At 33.7% G+C, this 14,987-nt stretch carries 13 protein-coding genes; 3 read left to right on the top strand and 10 right to left on the bottom strand.

Annotation, left to right across the window (positions count from 1 at the left end; genetic code table 11):
• The first annotated feature begins 18 nt into the window (after nucleotides 1–18).
• On the top strand, nucleotides 19–3,228 hold the full coding sequence (locus GA0061080_RS03410; protein WP_091121067.1) for an efflux RND transporter permease subunit: 3,210 nt from the start codon (nucleotides 19–21) through the stop codon (nucleotides 3,226–3,228).
• 131 nt (nucleotides 3,229–3,359) lie between these two features.
• Here the strand turns inward: GA0061080_RS03410 and ruvC are convergent, their stop codons facing one another.
• The 7 genes from ruvC to GA0061080_RS13090 all read right to left on the bottom strand — a co-directional run bounded on the left by ruvC (nucleotide 3,360) and on the right by GA0061080_RS13090 (nucleotide 8,714).
• Complete coding sequence (ruvC, locus tag GA0061080_RS03405; RefSeq protein WP_091121064.1) at nucleotides 3,360–3,848, bottom strand: crossover junction endodeoxyribonuclease RuvC; 489 nt, start codon at nucleotides 3,846–3,848, stop codon at nucleotides 3,360–3,362.
• Entirely contained in the window at nucleotides 3,848–4,591 is a 744-nt protein-coding gene (locus GA0061080_RS03400) for a YebC/PmpR family DNA-binding transcriptional regulator (protein ID WP_065636818.1), read from the bottom strand. The genes ruvC and GA0061080_RS03400 overlap by 1 nt, the downstream gene beginning before the upstream one ends.
• Nucleotides 4,592–4,833: 242 nt before the next feature.
• Nucleotides 4,834–5,130 (bottom strand): DNA-binding transcriptional regulator Fis, encoded by a 297-nt coding sequence (gene fis, locus GA0061080_RS03395; protein ID WP_091121060.1) that lies wholly within the window; start codon nucleotides 5,128–5,130, stop codon nucleotides 4,834–4,836.
• A gap of 7 nt (nucleotides 5,131–5,137) precedes the next feature.
• On the bottom strand, nucleotides 5,138–6,145 hold the full coding sequence (gene dusB, locus GA0061080_RS03390; RefSeq protein ID WP_091121056.1) for a tRNA dihydrouridine synthase DusB: 1,008 nt from the start codon (nucleotides 6,143–6,145) through the stop codon (nucleotides 5,138–5,140).
• Nucleotides 6,133–7,047, bottom strand: coding sequence for a 50S ribosomal protein L11 methyltransferase (gene prmA, locus GA0061080_RS03385; protein ID WP_091121053.1), 915 nt, complete (start codon nucleotides 7,045–7,047; stop codon nucleotides 6,133–6,135). Before prmA ends, dusB begins: the two co-directional genes overlap by 13 nt.
• Nucleotides 7,022–8,473: a sodium/pantothenate symporter gene (panF, locus tag GA0061080_RS03380; protein WP_091121049.1), complete on the bottom strand. Its 1,452-nt coding sequence runs from the start codon at nucleotides 8,471–8,473 to the stop codon at nucleotides 7,022–7,024. The genes prmA and panF overlap by 26 nt, the downstream gene beginning before the upstream one ends.
• Nucleotides 8,474–8,480: 7 nt before the next feature.
• Nucleotides 8,481–8,714: a YhdT family protein gene (locus GA0061080_RS13090; RefSeq protein ID WP_091121045.1), complete on the bottom strand. Its 234-nt coding sequence runs from the start codon at nucleotides 8,712–8,714 to the stop codon at nucleotides 8,481–8,483.
• A 171-nt stretch (nucleotides 8,715–8,885) separates the two neighbouring features.
• Here GA0061080_RS13090 and ilvC point away from each other — a divergent pair, with 171 nt between their 5' ends.
• Both ilvC and GA0061080_RS03365 read left to right on the top strand, forming a co-directional pair.
• On the top strand, nucleotides 8,886–10,364 hold the full coding sequence (gene ilvC, locus GA0061080_RS03370; RefSeq protein ID WP_091121040.1) for a ketol-acid reductoisomerase: 1,479 nt from the start codon (nucleotides 8,886–8,888) through the stop codon (nucleotides 10,362–10,364).
• A 290-nt stretch (nucleotides 10,365–10,654) separates the two neighbouring features.
• Nucleotides 10,655–11,218: a cell division protein ZapC gene (locus tag GA0061080_RS03365; RefSeq protein WP_167349171.1), complete on the top strand. Its 564-nt coding sequence runs from the start codon at nucleotides 10,655–10,657 to the stop codon at nucleotides 11,216–11,218.
• 38 nt (nucleotides 11,219–11,256) lie between these two features.
• On the opposite strand, the gene GA0061080_RS03360 is transcribed toward GA0061080_RS03365, so the two are convergent.
• The 3 genes from GA0061080_RS03360 to GA0061080_RS03350 all read right to left on the bottom strand — a co-directional run bounded on the left by GA0061080_RS03360 (nucleotide 11,257) and on the right by GA0061080_RS03350 (nucleotide 14,148).
• Nucleotides 11,257–11,982 (bottom strand): SEL1-like repeat protein, encoded by a 726-nt coding sequence (locus tag GA0061080_RS03360; protein ID WP_091121033.1) that lies wholly within the window; start codon nucleotides 11,980–11,982, stop codon nucleotides 11,257–11,259.
• Between the two features lie 403 nt (nucleotides 11,983–12,385).
• Nucleotides 12,386–12,685, bottom strand: a complete 300-nt coding sequence (locus GA0061080_RS03355; RefSeq protein WP_091121028.1) for a hypothetical protein — start codon at nucleotides 12,683–12,685, stop codon at nucleotides 12,386–12,388.
• A 362-nt stretch (nucleotides 12,686–13,047) separates the two neighbouring features.
• Nucleotides 13,048–14,148 carry a YcbX family protein gene (locus GA0061080_RS03350; RefSeq protein ID WP_091121024.1) on the bottom strand — a complete coding sequence of 367 codons (1,101 nt, stop codon included), beginning with the start codon at nucleotides 14,146–14,148 and terminating at the stop codon, nucleotides 13,048–13,050.
• Nucleotides 14,149–14,987: the final 839 nt, after the last annotated feature.

The following is a 14,987-nucleotide window of genomic DNA, read 5'->3' as shown; positions in this document are numbered from 1 at the left end:
ACAGGGGTAGATTTAATTATGGCTAAGTTCTTTATTGATAGACCTGTTTTTGCATGGGTAATTGCTATCATGATGATGCTAGGAGGGGCTCTATGTATAAAGCTATTAGCTGTTGAGCAGTATCCTGATATTGCACCACCAGCTGTTACTGTTAGTGCTGTTTACCCTGGTGCTGATGCACAAACTATTGAAAATACTGTTACTCAATTGATTGAACAGAATTTAACTGGATTAGATAATCTTATTTATATGAAATCAACCAGTAGCGCTCAAGGTGTTGTGCAAACAACGTTAACTTTTGCTCCTGGAACTAATCCCGATTTTGCTCAAGTGCAAGTGCTAAACAAAGTAGAAAGTATAAAATCTCGACTTCCTGAAAGCGTGCAAAAGAACGGCGTGTCAGTTGCTAAAAATAATACTAACTTTTTAAAAGTTATTGGGTTTTACTCGACAAACCCTCAAAAAACACAAGCAGACATTGCTGACTTTGTTTATTCCACTGTACAAGATCAGATTCGACGTGTACAAGGTGTTGGAAATACTCAATTATTTGGCTCTGAATACGCAATGCGCATTTGGCTCGATCCCAATAAATTAACTTATTACAATTTATCCATTGAAGAAATCATAGCCGCTATTCAAGCACAAAATGCACAAGTAACAGCTGGGCAATTAGGCTCTTTACCGTCAACGGATGGCCAAGAGCTTAATGCGACAATTACAGCTCAGTCACGTTTAAAAACACCAGAGCAATTCCAAAATATTTTAGTGAGGGTGAATACTGATGGTTCTAATCTTTTATTAAAAGATGTAGCAAAAGTTGAAATTGGCGCTTCTGATTATAATTTTATTTCTCTTTATAACGGTAATGAATCAACAGGCCTTGGAATATATTTGGCAACAGGTGCTAATCAATTAGATACGTCAGATAAGGTAGATAAAAAACTAGAAGAATTATCTAAAATCTTCCCAGAAGATATTAAATATGATTTTCCATACGATACAACTCCATTTGTTAAATTGTCGATTAATAATGTAATTCATACGTTAATTGAAGCAATTGTTTTGGTTGTTATTGTAATGTATGTATTTTTACAGAACCTGCGTTCTACACTTATACCGACTATTACTGTACCTGTCGTACTATTAGGAACATTTGTAATTCTTTATATTTGTGGATTCACCATTAATACCCTATCTATGTTTGCAATGGTACTTGCTATTGGCTTGTTGGTAGATGACGCCATTGTTGTTATCGAAAACGTTGAGCGTATTATGCATGATGAAGGATTATCGCCTTATGATGCAACCGTTAAGTCGATGGAGCAAATTACTTCAGCATTGATAGGTATTGCGGTTGTATTATCTGCTGTATTTGTGCCGATGGCATTTTATGGTGGTGCTGCAGGTGGAATTTACCGCCAGTTTTCAATTACCATTGTAACAGCGATGGGGTTATCAGTATTGATAGCCATTGTATTAACACCAGCTCTTTGTGTGCAGATTTTGAAAGCGCCATCTAAAAGTAAAATTAGAAAAATTTCATTGGGTGAAAAATTAGAATCAGTACCGCCATTTAGTTGGAGTTCAAAAGGAACTAAAGCTTTCTTTAAATGGTTTAATAGTTTTTATGATAAAAGTTTACGTTCTTATGAAAAGGGTGTTATTAAAGTTATTCGTAACCCAATCATTGCTTTTGTTTGTTATGCTTTAATATTGGTTGCGGTATTATTCGGATTTAATCGTTTACCTACTGGTTTTTTACCAAATGAAGATCAGGGGGTTCTTTTTGTTATTGTTGAATTGCCATCAGGTTCGACATTAGAAGAAACGAAGTCAGTGTTAAATAAGATAGCTGATTATTATACAAAAGAAAAATCTGATTCTGTTAAAGAAATTTTTACCGTTTCTGGCTATAGCCCTATTGGTCGTGGGCAAAATATGGGGATGGGTTTTATTCGATTAAACGATTGGGATAAACGTAAGCGAGCTGATCAAAAAATTAATTCGTTAGTTGGAAGTGGTAAGGAATTTGCTTCTACTATAACTGAAGGACGAGTAATTATTGCCAATTTGGCTGCGGTACCTGCATTAGGCATGACCGATGGTTTTTCTTATGTGCTGAAAGATACGGCTAGTTATGGGCATGATGCGTTGGTAGGTGCATTTTTCCAAATGTTGGGTCAAGCTTCTCATCATCCTAAACTGCAACAAGTTAGACCGGGAAGTATGCTAGATGTTCCACAATACAAAATTAATGTTGATTTTGAAGCCGCACAAGCATTGGGTGTTTCGCTAAACTCAGTAAATACTGTATTGTCGACAGCTTTAGGTTCGGCTTATATTGATGATTTTGTTTATAATAACCGAGTTAAAAAAGTGTATCTGCAATCAGATGCCCCATACCGTATGCTTCCAGATGATTTTGGTTATTGGCATGTTAAAAATAAAAATGGTGAAATGGTTCCATATGATGCCTTTGCTACTACAACAAAAACTTATGGCTCGCCATCACTAGTTCGTTATGATGGTGTAGCAGCAATGGAAATAAGCGGTTCAGCAGCTCCAGGTCTGAGTTCTGGGCAAGCAATGGCTGTTATGGAAGAATTATCAAAAAACTTACCAAAAGGATTTACGTTTGACTGGACAGATATTTCCTATCAAGAACGCCAAACGGGATCACAAACAACAACGCTTTATATTATTTCGATTATTGTGGTCTTCTTGTCGTTAGCTGCTTTATATGAAAGTTGGACAGTACCAATTTCGATCTTATTTATTATTCCTCTTGGGATTTTAGGTACTGTGTTTGCAACTATGTTTAGAGGGCTTGATAATGATATTTACTTCATTGTAGGCTTATTAACTACCATGGGATTATCTGCTAAGAATGCTATTTTGATTGTAGAATTTGCCAAAGATGCGATTGAAAAAGAGGGTAAATCGTTAATTGATGCCACACTTGAGGCTTGTCGTCTTCGGTTGCGTCCGATTTTAATGACTTCGTTTGCCTTTATTTTAGGGGTATTACCACTAGCATTAAATAGCGGTGCTGGTTCTGCTAGCCAAAATGCGGTAGGTACCGGTGTAATCGGTGGTATGTTAACGGCAACGTTTTTAACCATATTTTATGTGCCGCTATTCTTTTTGTTTATTACAAAACTATTTACTAAACATAAAAATAAAGTGGTATTGCTAGTAAACCGTTCAAAAATAAAGCCTGAATAGTTGGTCTTATATGCATGAGTTAGATTATATAGCTAATGCATTGAAAATTAATATATTAAGAGATAAAAATGCACCAATTTAGTGGTGCATTTTTGTTTATAGATATTTATTATTAAAATGATGTGGTTATTTTACTTACGAGATTGTATTCGCTGTTGGCAGCTGTGAGCATGAGTGATTGCTATAGCTAATGCATCTGCTGCATCAGCTTGAGGACTAGCAGGTAATTTTAATAATAACTTTACCATATGTTGCACTTGTTTTTTATCAGCAGCGCCTGTTCCCACTACACATTGCTTTACTAAACGTGCCGCATATTCAAAAACAGGTAAATTACTATTTACTGCTGCGACAATTGCAGCTCCCCTTGCTTGGCCTAGTTTTAATGCTGAGTCGGCATTGCGAGCCATAAAAACTTGTTCAATGGCAAACATATCAGGTTGGAATTGTAAAATAATTTCACTGACACCGGCGTATACCCGCTTTAACCGAGTAGGCAAATCATCAACAGCTGTTCGAATACAACCACTGCCAAGATAGGTAAGTTGACGCCCCGTTTGATGGATTACACCATAACCCGTCAAACGAGAGCCTGGATCAATGCCAAGAATAATGGCCATTAGAGTGTTGCGGCAACCTCATCAGAGACTTCACCATTATGATAAACTTCTTGAACATCATCACAATCTTCAAGCATATCAATTAAACGTAATAATTTTGGCGCTGATTCAATATCAAGATCAACTTTGGTTGCTGGAATCATAGAAACTTCTGCTGATTCAGCAATTAATCCTGCAGCATCAAGCGCATCTTTTACTTCACCAAATGATTCAGGTGTAGTAAATACATCAATTGCACCATCATCATAAGTCACAACGTCGTCTGCTCCTGCTTCAAGTGCTGCATCCATAACTTGGTCTTCATTAGTTCCTGTTGGATATGAAATAACGCCTTTTTTGGTGAATAGATATGAAACAGAACCATCAGTACCTAAGTTACCGCCTGTTTTTGTAAACGCGTGGCGCACTTCTGATACGGTACGATTGCGATTGTCACTTAGGCATTCTACCATCACGGCTGTGCCAGCAGGTCCGTAACCTTCATAAATGATTGTTTCCATGTTGCTGTCATCTTCACCACCAACACCACGGGCAACAGCTCGATTCATTGTGTCTCGAGTCATATTATTCGATAATGCTTTATCCATTGCGGCTCTTAATCGTGGATTTGACGCTGGATCGCCCCCACCTAGTTTTGCTGCGGTTACTAATTCACGAATAATTTTGGTAAATATTTTACCACGCTTTGCATCTTGTGCGGCTTTACGATGTTTGGTATTGGCCCATTTACTATGACCTGCCATAAAAATCTCCAGATAAATAATTTAGAATTAGAATCTGCCGTATTTTATCAAACTTTTACTTAAAATTCATTATCAATATAATGATAAGTTTTTATTTTATGTAAAATAGTATAGGAAAACACGAATTGTTTACACTTTATGATTAAAATAATCCTTTGAAAGTTCCTATACATTAAATATAAAAAAGCACCTAATGAATAGGCGCTTTTTAGTTATCTCATAAGGTGTCAATATAGGATTGACTAACTCATTCCATATCGTTTTAATTTTTTGCGTAGTGTACCGCGGTTAATACCAAGCATATTTGCAGCTCTAGTTTGATTGCCACGTGTATATTGCATAACCATATCAAGGAATGGGTGTTCAACTTCAGCTAACACTAAGTCATAAAGATCTGTAGGATCTTCACCATTTAATTGTGATAAATAGTTTTTTAAAGCTTGCTTCACTGAATCACGCAATGGCTTTTGTGTTATTTGGTCTTGAGAATTTACAGTTGTAAATTTAAGTGCTGCAGCTGTAACGCGTTGTTCTGACATAGTATTCTTAACTCTTTGGGTTGTTTCTAATTTTATTAAAAAATGCTTTTAGAGTGTTTACTTGCTCACTTGTATTGCTAAGTACACTAAATAAGCGCCTGAATTGATCGCTGTCAGCATAATTCTTGGTGTACCAATTTACATGCTTTCTGGCAATCCTTAATCCTTTGTATTCTCCATAGAATTGATAAAGATCATCAAGATGTGATAGTACAACTTGTTCTACTTCATCAATACTTTTATTTTTCTGTAACTGTCCATGTGTTAAATAGAATGCAATTTCTTCAAATATCCAAGGTCGCCCCTGTGCCGCTCGCCCGATCATTATAGCATCAGCCTGCGTATATTGAAAAACATCTTTTGCCTGTTCAGGTGTACAAATATCTCCATTGGCAATTACAGGAATTGTAACGTTTTCTTTAACTGCTCTAATAGAGTCATATTCAGCGACACCGTTAAATAAGCAAGCACGTGTTCGTCCATGAATAGTAATTGCCTTTATGCCACAATCCTGTGCAATTTGTGCGATTTCTATGCAATTTCTATTTTCTTTATTCCATCCAGTCCGAGTTTTTAATGTTACCGGAACATCAACTGCACCGACAACTTTCTGCAAAATTTTTTTAATAAGTTTCGGATACTGCATTAAGGCCGATCCAGCCAATTTTTTATTGACCTTTTTAGCTGGGCATCCCATATTAATATCAATCAACTGAGCACCGTGTTTGACATTAAATTCAGCAGCTTTTGCCATTTCGTCGGGATCAGAACCAATAATTTGTACGGCACGAATACCAACATCATCACTTGCTATCATTCGCAAAGCTGATTTATCGGTATGCCAAACATCAGAATTTGCTAGAAACATTTCTGAAACGGTCATACCAGCACCAAATCGATGACATAGATTACGAAATGGCTTATCACTTATTCCTGCCATTGGCGCAGCAATTAAATTATTCTTTAATTTTATTTCACCAATGTTAAGTAAATTAAGGTCGGCTATATTACGCATTTTTTTTCAAACTTAAAAGGGGGTAGCGTTAATTTTTTTATTTTTTTACCAGTGATACGACACCATTCATCCAGTTCAATAACAGGATCTAATACAAAATTAGGTTGGTAAGCCATGCAAACACTTGATGATTGGGTAGTTAAAATACCGGATAAACCTAGTTTACCTTCAGGTTTTACTAATTTACTTATATGTGGTTCAAGTTCTTTTAACGGTCCAGCTAAAATATTGGCGACAACTATATCTGCTTGCAAATTTTCTGGGATATCTTTTGATAAATAAAGATCTAGTTTTTCACTGACATTATTACGCTGTGCATTGTCTCGGCTAGCTTGAATGGCTTGAGGATCGATATCAATACCAATTACACGTTTTGCACCTAATTTTAAAGCTGCAATAGCTAAAATGCCAGAACCACAACCATAATCAATAACTAATTTATCTTTAAGATCTAAACTATCAAGCCATGTTAAGCATAGTGCTGTTGTTGGATGTGTTCCTGTACCAAATGCTAAGCCAGGATCTAACATAACATTAACTGCGTTTTTATCTGGTTCTTCGCGCCAACTTGGGCAAATCCAAAGTCGCTCACCAAATTTCATAGGATGAAAGTTGTCCATCCATTCACGTTCCCAGTCTTTATCTTCTAATTGTTCAATTTTATAAGAGTATTGTTCTAAATTTAATATTGCTTTTAATTCATCAATATCTACTTGGGCATCATATAGACCAATGACATCGGTATTACCCCAAAGTTTAGTTTCGCCAGGTAATGGTTCAAAGATAGGTGTGTCAAAAGTATCTTGAAAAGTGACTGATACTGCACCAGACTCCTCTAATTGTTCGCTAATTTGTTCAGCAAGGTCGTTAGTTGTATTAATTTTGAGTTGAATCCAAGGCATAATTTTTTCCTGTGTTACCAAACATATTGGCAATCATAAACACTACCAATCCAATAATTAAGGATGGGATAATTTGATGGAGTGAATAAAGTTTAATATTATATGCAACAAAGAGCGTATAACTTATTGCACCGGCAAACATTGAGCATATTGCGCCTGTTGCATTGGCTTTTTCCCAATAAAGACCAAGAACTAAAGGCCATAAAAAAACCGCCTCTAATCCTCCAAAAGCAAGTATGTTGAGCCAAATAATCATTTCTGGAGGATTCCAAGAAGCAACAATAACAATCCCACCAAAAATAAACGTAATAGCAATAGATATACGTGTTAATATTTTATCGTTGTACTTTTTAGTCGGTTTAATGCTTAAAAATAGATCTTTAATAATAACGGATGATACTTGCAATAATTGAGCGTTAATGGTCGACATAATAGCTGCAAGTGGTGCAGCTAGAAAGATTCCTGCGGCAAATGGAGGTAATACATTCACAATTAATGTTGGAATAATCAGATCAGGTACCGTCAAATCATCAATGATTGCTCTCCCTAGTACACCAGATAGATGCATCGTTAGCATAATTACAGTAACAACAATAGTGCCAATAATGATACCTTTATGAACAGCTTTGCTATCTTTATAAGCCATGCAACGTACTGCTGTATGGGGAAGACCGATTACGCCAAAGCAGACAAGAACCCAAAATGATGCCATAAAAGGAAAGTCGAGAAAATTATTTGGTCCTTGTGGTGTTAGTAATGCGGGATCTATTTCCTTCAAGCGATAAACAATTGAGGTTATTCCTCCACCATTATAAATAATTGCAATTAATAATAAAACAGCACCAATAATCATCACTAAGCCTTGAAAAGCGTCGTTTAAAATGCTAGCTCTAAACCCTCCAAAAGCGGTGTAAATAACAGTGCCGATACTAAATATTAATAAACCACTGTGATAAGGAATATTTACTGAAGATTCAAGTAAATGGGCCCCAGCAATAAATTGTGCGCTCATCCCTATAATAAAAGCAATAATTAAAGCGACACTTGCTAGCCAAACGACCATTTTGCTTTTGTAATGAGCATAAAGTATATCACTTAAAGTTATTGCGTTATATTTTCGAGCTAAAATAGCAAATTTCTTACCTAAAATACCGAGTGAAATAAGCACTGTTGGTATTTGAATCATCGATAATAACACCCAACCAAGGCCATATTTATATGCTGCGCCTGGCCCACCGATGAATGAACTTGCACTAATATATGTTGCTGCAAGTGTCATGGCGAGTAAAAATCCGCCCATAGTTCGATTGCCAATAAAATAATCAGTAAACTGGTTTGTTTTTTTTCGTTTTGCATATGCATAAATGGATAAAGCAAAAACAAAAATAAGATAAATATAAATAGGTATTGTGATGTTAGAGATCATTAATTAATCACTTTTGTTCTAATGAAATATTTTTGAATTGAAATTTGACAACCAACCAACAAAGCAATATAAAACCTAAAGGAACTATAATGCAAGATAGTTCAAACCACAATGGTAATCCTAAAAATCCTATTTTATCGCTAATGCAGTAAGCACAAATAACCCATCCAAGAAGATAAATAAAAGTTAACAATAATGAAAGTTTAGCCTCTTTATTTGCTTGTTTATATCGAGCATCCATATTGATTTATTCAGAATTAAGGGTGGTTTAGATTAAAAGAAAGCATTGAACTTAGCAAGCTTATTGCTATTTATGCAATATTATATTTCAAATATATCAATTTTAGCAATATCAAAAGTATTATATAGTGTTTTATTGTTGATTATGAATACTAAACTCTTGGAGAGAAAAATGTCAAACTATTTTAATACATTGAATTTACGTGAAAAATTAGAACAATTAGGTCAATGTCGTTTTATGGCTCGTGATGAATTTGCATCAGAAGCTAATTTTTTAAAAGGTAAAAAAATTGTAATTGTTGGTTGTGGAGCACAAGGTCTTAACCAAGGTTTGAATATGCGAGATTCAGGTTTAGATATATCTTATACATTACGTAAAGAAGCTATTTCTGAAAAACGTACATCATGGAAGAAAGCAACTGAAAATGGTTTTAAAGTAGGAAGTTATGAAGAATTAATTCCAACAGCGGATCTTGTTATTAATTTAACTCCTGACAAACAACATTCTGCTGTTGTTCAAGCTATTCAACCGTTGATGAAAAAAGGCTCTGCGCTTGGCTATTCTCACGGATTTAATATTGTTGAAGTAGGAGAAAAGATTCGCTCTGATATTACAGTAGTGATGGTAGCACCTAAATGTCCAGGTACAGAAGTTCGTGAAGAATATAAAAGAGGTTTTGGTGTGCCAACACTAATTGCAGTTCATCCTGAAAACGATCCAAAAGGTGAAGGGCTAGCCATCGCTAAAGCATGGGCAGCGGCAACAGGCGGACATCGTGCAGGTGTTTTACAATCGTCATTTGTAGCCGAAGTTAAGTCAGATTTAATGGGCGAACAAACAATCCTTTGTGGTATGTTACAAACAGGATCATTACTTTGTTTTGATAAGCTAGTGGCAGATGGTGTTGATCCTGCTTATGCATGTAAATTACTCCAATTTGGTTGGGAAACGATCACTGAGGCGCTAAAACAAGGTGGAATTACCTTAATGATGGATCGCTTATCAAATCCAGCTAAATTGAGAGCAAATGCTTTAGCAAAAGAATTAAAAGTGATCATGACAGATCTTTATCGTAAACATATGGACGATATTATATCAGGCGAGTTTTCATCAACTATGATGAAAGACTGGGCAAATGATGATGCGAACCTTCTTAAATGGCGTAAAGAAACAGGTGAAACCGCCTTTGAAAAAGCTGCTGACTATCAAGGTAAAATTGATGAACAAGCTTACTTTGATCAAGGCATTATTATGGTTGCAATGGTTAAAGCAGGTGTTGAACTTGCTTTCGAAACTATGCTTGAATCCGGTATTTTAGCTGAATCAGCTTATTATGAATCATTACATGAGTTACCACTTATTGCTAATACTATTGCGCGTAAACGTTTGTATGAAATGAATGTTGTTATTTCTGACACAGCAGAGTATGGCAACTATCTATTTGCTAATGCCGCTGTACCACTATTGAAAGAAAAATTCATGCCAATGTTACAAGCTGGCGATCTAGGTAAAACGATCCCTGAAGGTAGTGTTGATAATGCACAATTACGTGATGTGAATGAAGAAATCCGTAATCATCCAATTGAAACAATCGGTCGTAAATTACGTAGTTATATGACTGATATGAAACGCATCAATGTTGCAAGCTAAATAGCTATTTATAATTATAAAAAAGGTGCTGAAAAGTACCTTTTTTATAGTCAAAAATTGTCACTAAAATTTATTGTAAAAAACTTTCAGGTAAGTATGTGTTTTAGTATAAAATAAATTGTTCTAAATTAGATCCAGATTAGAATTTTTTGAACTTTAGTTTTTATAATAAAATTTCTAAAAATTACATAATTAAATATTTGTTATATTAACTTTTTTATTTGTTTTTTTTATAATTTATGTTATCTTGCTTGGCTAATTTTAATTCAAATAATAAGGATAACATATTAATGAAAATGACTTTTCGACCAACAGATTGTTGGCGATGGTATTTTGATAGTGAATACGATAGTTTAATGCTTGAAGTTTCACCTGAAATGTTATTTCGTTGTTGTTATCCAAGTAAAATGTTAGTTCCTGATGTTTTTGGTGAGTTTCCATTTTCTGTTAGTGACGCAACGTCTTATTATCAATTTTATAATAGTTGTCAATTACTTAATTTAACAGATTCACAAAAAATTGAACTAGCTATTAACGCTATTGTTGCAGCTAATTTTTTAAAGCCTCAAATGCCTAAAAGTTGGTATTTTTCACAACAGCCAAAGCTTTATAGACCTAAAGTGGCTGATATTGTTGAAGTAAATTTGCAAGAAGATGGGCAAAAGGTTTGTTTGATGGTCGTTGAAGTGGGTGAGAATGCCTCTCTTTGTATTATTGCACAAGCTTCGTTTACAGCAATGAGCAAAACGTTTGTTTTTTCTGAAGCGATTAAAGTCATGAATGACAGATTAAAGCCTATTGAACACAATATTGCACGGCATTCAGAACATCTGAAATTAGAAGCCATTTCATAAAATTAAAACCACGCCTTATCGGCATGGTTTTAAATTATTTAACCTGAAAAATTAATCCAATGGCGATCTTTATTTATAAGATAAAGTATTTGGGCCTCTTCATGGCCTTGATCAGCGGCCAGTGCAAGATAATATAGCCCTATCTCATAGAGTTGTCCTAGAGCAACTATTTTCTCTCCTAGTTTATATTGTGCATTCTTATCACCGCTGTCAGCTTTTGCAAGTAAATCAAACATTTCTTTATTACCGTAAAGAAAAGTTTCACAAAATTCTTCAAAAGAAAATCCAATTTTAATTGAAATACTGCAATAGCTACCATACCAATACAGTGCTTTAGAATAGTCTTTGGTCAAATAATTTCCAGCTTTGAATCGCTCTGCCATTTCTAATCTTGCCCGGGCAGATCCTCCTTTGGCAGCTTTTTCCAACCACTCTAGACCTATTTTATTTATTTCAGAGGTAGGATCATCATAGTTCATTGAAGGATAGTAAAGTAAAAAAATTTCATATTTAATATCAGCATTATCAACATAACTATCATACTTAGTATAGGTTTTAATTAGTGCATCCTTTAATTTGTACGAAGATTTTATATTTGCTTTTTTAAATAATTTGGCTATTTCAAGTAATAACTCAGGATCTTTATCAACAACATATGAATAGTAATTAATTGCTGTTAAATTTTTACCTAAATCTTCATACCATTTAGCAATTTCTACAGTTAGCTTAATGTCTGGATTATCTTTGTCAAATTTACGAAACAATGAATATATTTTATTTTTCTTTGGCTGTTTTAACTGCTGTTTATAGATATCGCAAGCTCTAGATACGTCTAAGTTACAAGCTTCTTCAAAATATTCGATCGCTTTATTTAATTTTCCATCATTAGAATAATAAAAACTAAGATGCAGTGCAGATGAAACATCACTAGACGTTGATATTTTTTCAATTTGTTTTATAACTTCAGTATGGTTTGTATTATCTTTATATTACATCATGTAAAAAAGAAATTTTATTAATATTTTCACCTAGCGATTCGACCATTTCTTCCATTTTTGCAAATGCAAGAAAATACCATAAATCATGATGTTGAATATCTTTAGCCTGATTAAAAAATTCTATCGCTTTTTCAGGATTGTTGGTGAAGAAGTAATCATCAATATATAATTAACCAAGTAGAAAATTAGCATAAGGATTATCATTTAAATCTTCATCTTCCATACTAGCAATTGGAATAAGATAGACATATGGAATTTCTTGGGATTTAAAGCGATTTAATAATATTGAAATAGATTCAATATCACCACCTAATATTGCAGTTTTATATAACGAGACACCTTTACCAATTAATTTAGGTAACAAAATATAATTTATCTTATCATCGCTTAATGTTTTACAGCCAAATTTTTTATAATTACTCTCTGAATCGCCTTCTTCGTCATAATCTGATTCAGGATCATAATACAAAGTAAACTCGGTTTTCTTAGTTGTGATAAGATTATAAAGTTTTTTTAACTTGTTACAGTCTTTAGATGAAAGATTATTGGCTAAATCAACATAAGCTGTTGCTAATTTTCTAATACTAAGTAAATCATCCTTAACTTGATTTAATTCTTTCTAATTGGGTTTATTTTGGTTCTTTTCAAGGCTGTTCATCACGATACTAAAATCATTAGATGAAAAAACAGCAGGTGAAAATATAAATACTAAAACAAACAAACATATTTTTTGAATCATTAATATTAACCTTATATTTCTATTTTAATTATTGACATTATGGTCATTGTAAAACAATTTTACATGATATAGTTAATAAACAAATTGTTATATTACTTTTTTAACATTATTACGATATCGCTTTTGGGCACACAACTACAGGCTAAAATTTGATTATTTCTTTTTATTGCTGATTGTGTTAGTGGGTTGACTTTGCCTTTTTTCAACGCAACTAAGCAACGCCCACATATACCAGTACGGCAAGAATAAGGTAATGTTATTTTATTTTGTTCTAATTGTTCTAAAATGGTTTGTTTATTATTACCTTTAATAGTTTTATCTTCGAAAGTAATTGAATAACACAGTTCTTCACCTCTTGCTTCAGGTGGGAAAGCTTTAACGTAGTTTTTGGCTGGTTGCCGTTCCAATACTTCTATTTTATCATCGACTGAAATTTTTCCATGGTTTCGAGCAATCATATTTATGCCAAAATCGATTTGTCCTTGTTCATCGCTTCTAAAATACCCTAATGTTTTAAGCGGTTCATTATTGTTTAATGACTTTCCTGTATTAACATTAATTGTGGTTAACATACAACGAGTACAAGGTTTAACAATATCAAAGATTACCTCACCAATTTTAATTGTTTTCCAACCATCTTCGGCAAAAGGTAGTGCACCTTGAATAATAATATTTGCACGAAACTGCCTAATATCGAGTTTTTCTGGGCATTGATGTTGTAAATAATCAAATGAGGTTACGTTTAATAACAAATAAGGATAACCATCAGCAAAACTGACAGGTATTTCTTGATAGCGTTTTGTGCGTCGTGATAATTGATGGCCAACCCAACGTAATTGTACATCTTTTTGTAAAAACTGGCTTACGAATTGGTTAACTTTAATTGGCGCTATATATGAAGTGAAGCGATTTCCAAAGACTTCGGTCGGTTCAGCATTATTCGAAAAATCGTCCAAATTTATTATGATCTTTTCTCCTGATGGAAGTGTGACATGGATATCATTTTTTATAATAGCTGTTTCAATTTTTAAAAGCTCAGGATATTGTCTTGCAGTAATGAATGAGCCATCAGGTTCAGTAATCATTAAAATGCGATCATTCTCAAAACCACCTTGAACGGTGTTTGCTTTTGTTAATGGTATACCTCGCATTGATTTGATTGGATATATATAGATCTGATTAATAGAAATCATAATATGTTAAGTTAATTATAGATGTGTTGATATTATTATATAAATATTAATTAATAATTTATGGATAATAAGGTAACTCTACTGATTTATAAAAATATGTTATTTAATTATAATTTTAAAGTGTAAGATTTACTAGTGCTGTTTACAGTAATTTAAGAAACAACTGTAATGAATATACATAAAAAATCAAAACTAACGCCTTATTGCAAGCAAGTGATAGGGGGCTTATATCATAAAAATACTGTCACCAATTGGTCAAACACTTTATGGTTATTCGCTAGAATATTTATAATATACTAAAAAAGCCATTGAAAATAAATTAAGGCGGCAAGCTAAAGGCGATAATAAAACTTATCCAAGCGAAATGCACAGGCTGATATCTAAAGTTTGACTTTACTTAAAAATCAAACAAAGCAGCAAACTAGAAAATATTCACCAGATTGTATCAATTTGATTTTTAAGTCTTTTATACGTAAACGTAGTGCACTCCTGAAACTTTTTAACAAAAATTCTACTTCTTTTATTTATTTAGATAAACTGTGTGATAACCGGTATATCAAGCAAAAATCACCTGCCCACAAACCAATAAAAGCCGAAAGCGTGATACGAACTTTGAATTGAAATGCGGCATAAGCAGCCAATATTTAGCGATTCAAAAGAGTGAAAACAAAAGCTCAAACGTTTGATTAATTTTTATCATATCGTTAAACCGCATAAAGCGATTTCAGAAAAAACGCCTTATGTATAATAGTCTTTACTTAATCTGACATTTAAGTTGTTTTATAACACAAAAAGGAGAGTCAGAAATGAATCAAACCGCCAAAATCATTAAACCTAAA

Source organism: Gilliamella intestini, from assembly GCF_900094935.1.
GTDB classification, from domain to species: Bacteria; Pseudomonadota; Gammaproteobacteria; order Enterobacterales; family Orbaceae; genus Gilliamella; species Gilliamella intestini.
This window is presented reverse-complemented; position numbering and strand designations above follow the sequence as displayed.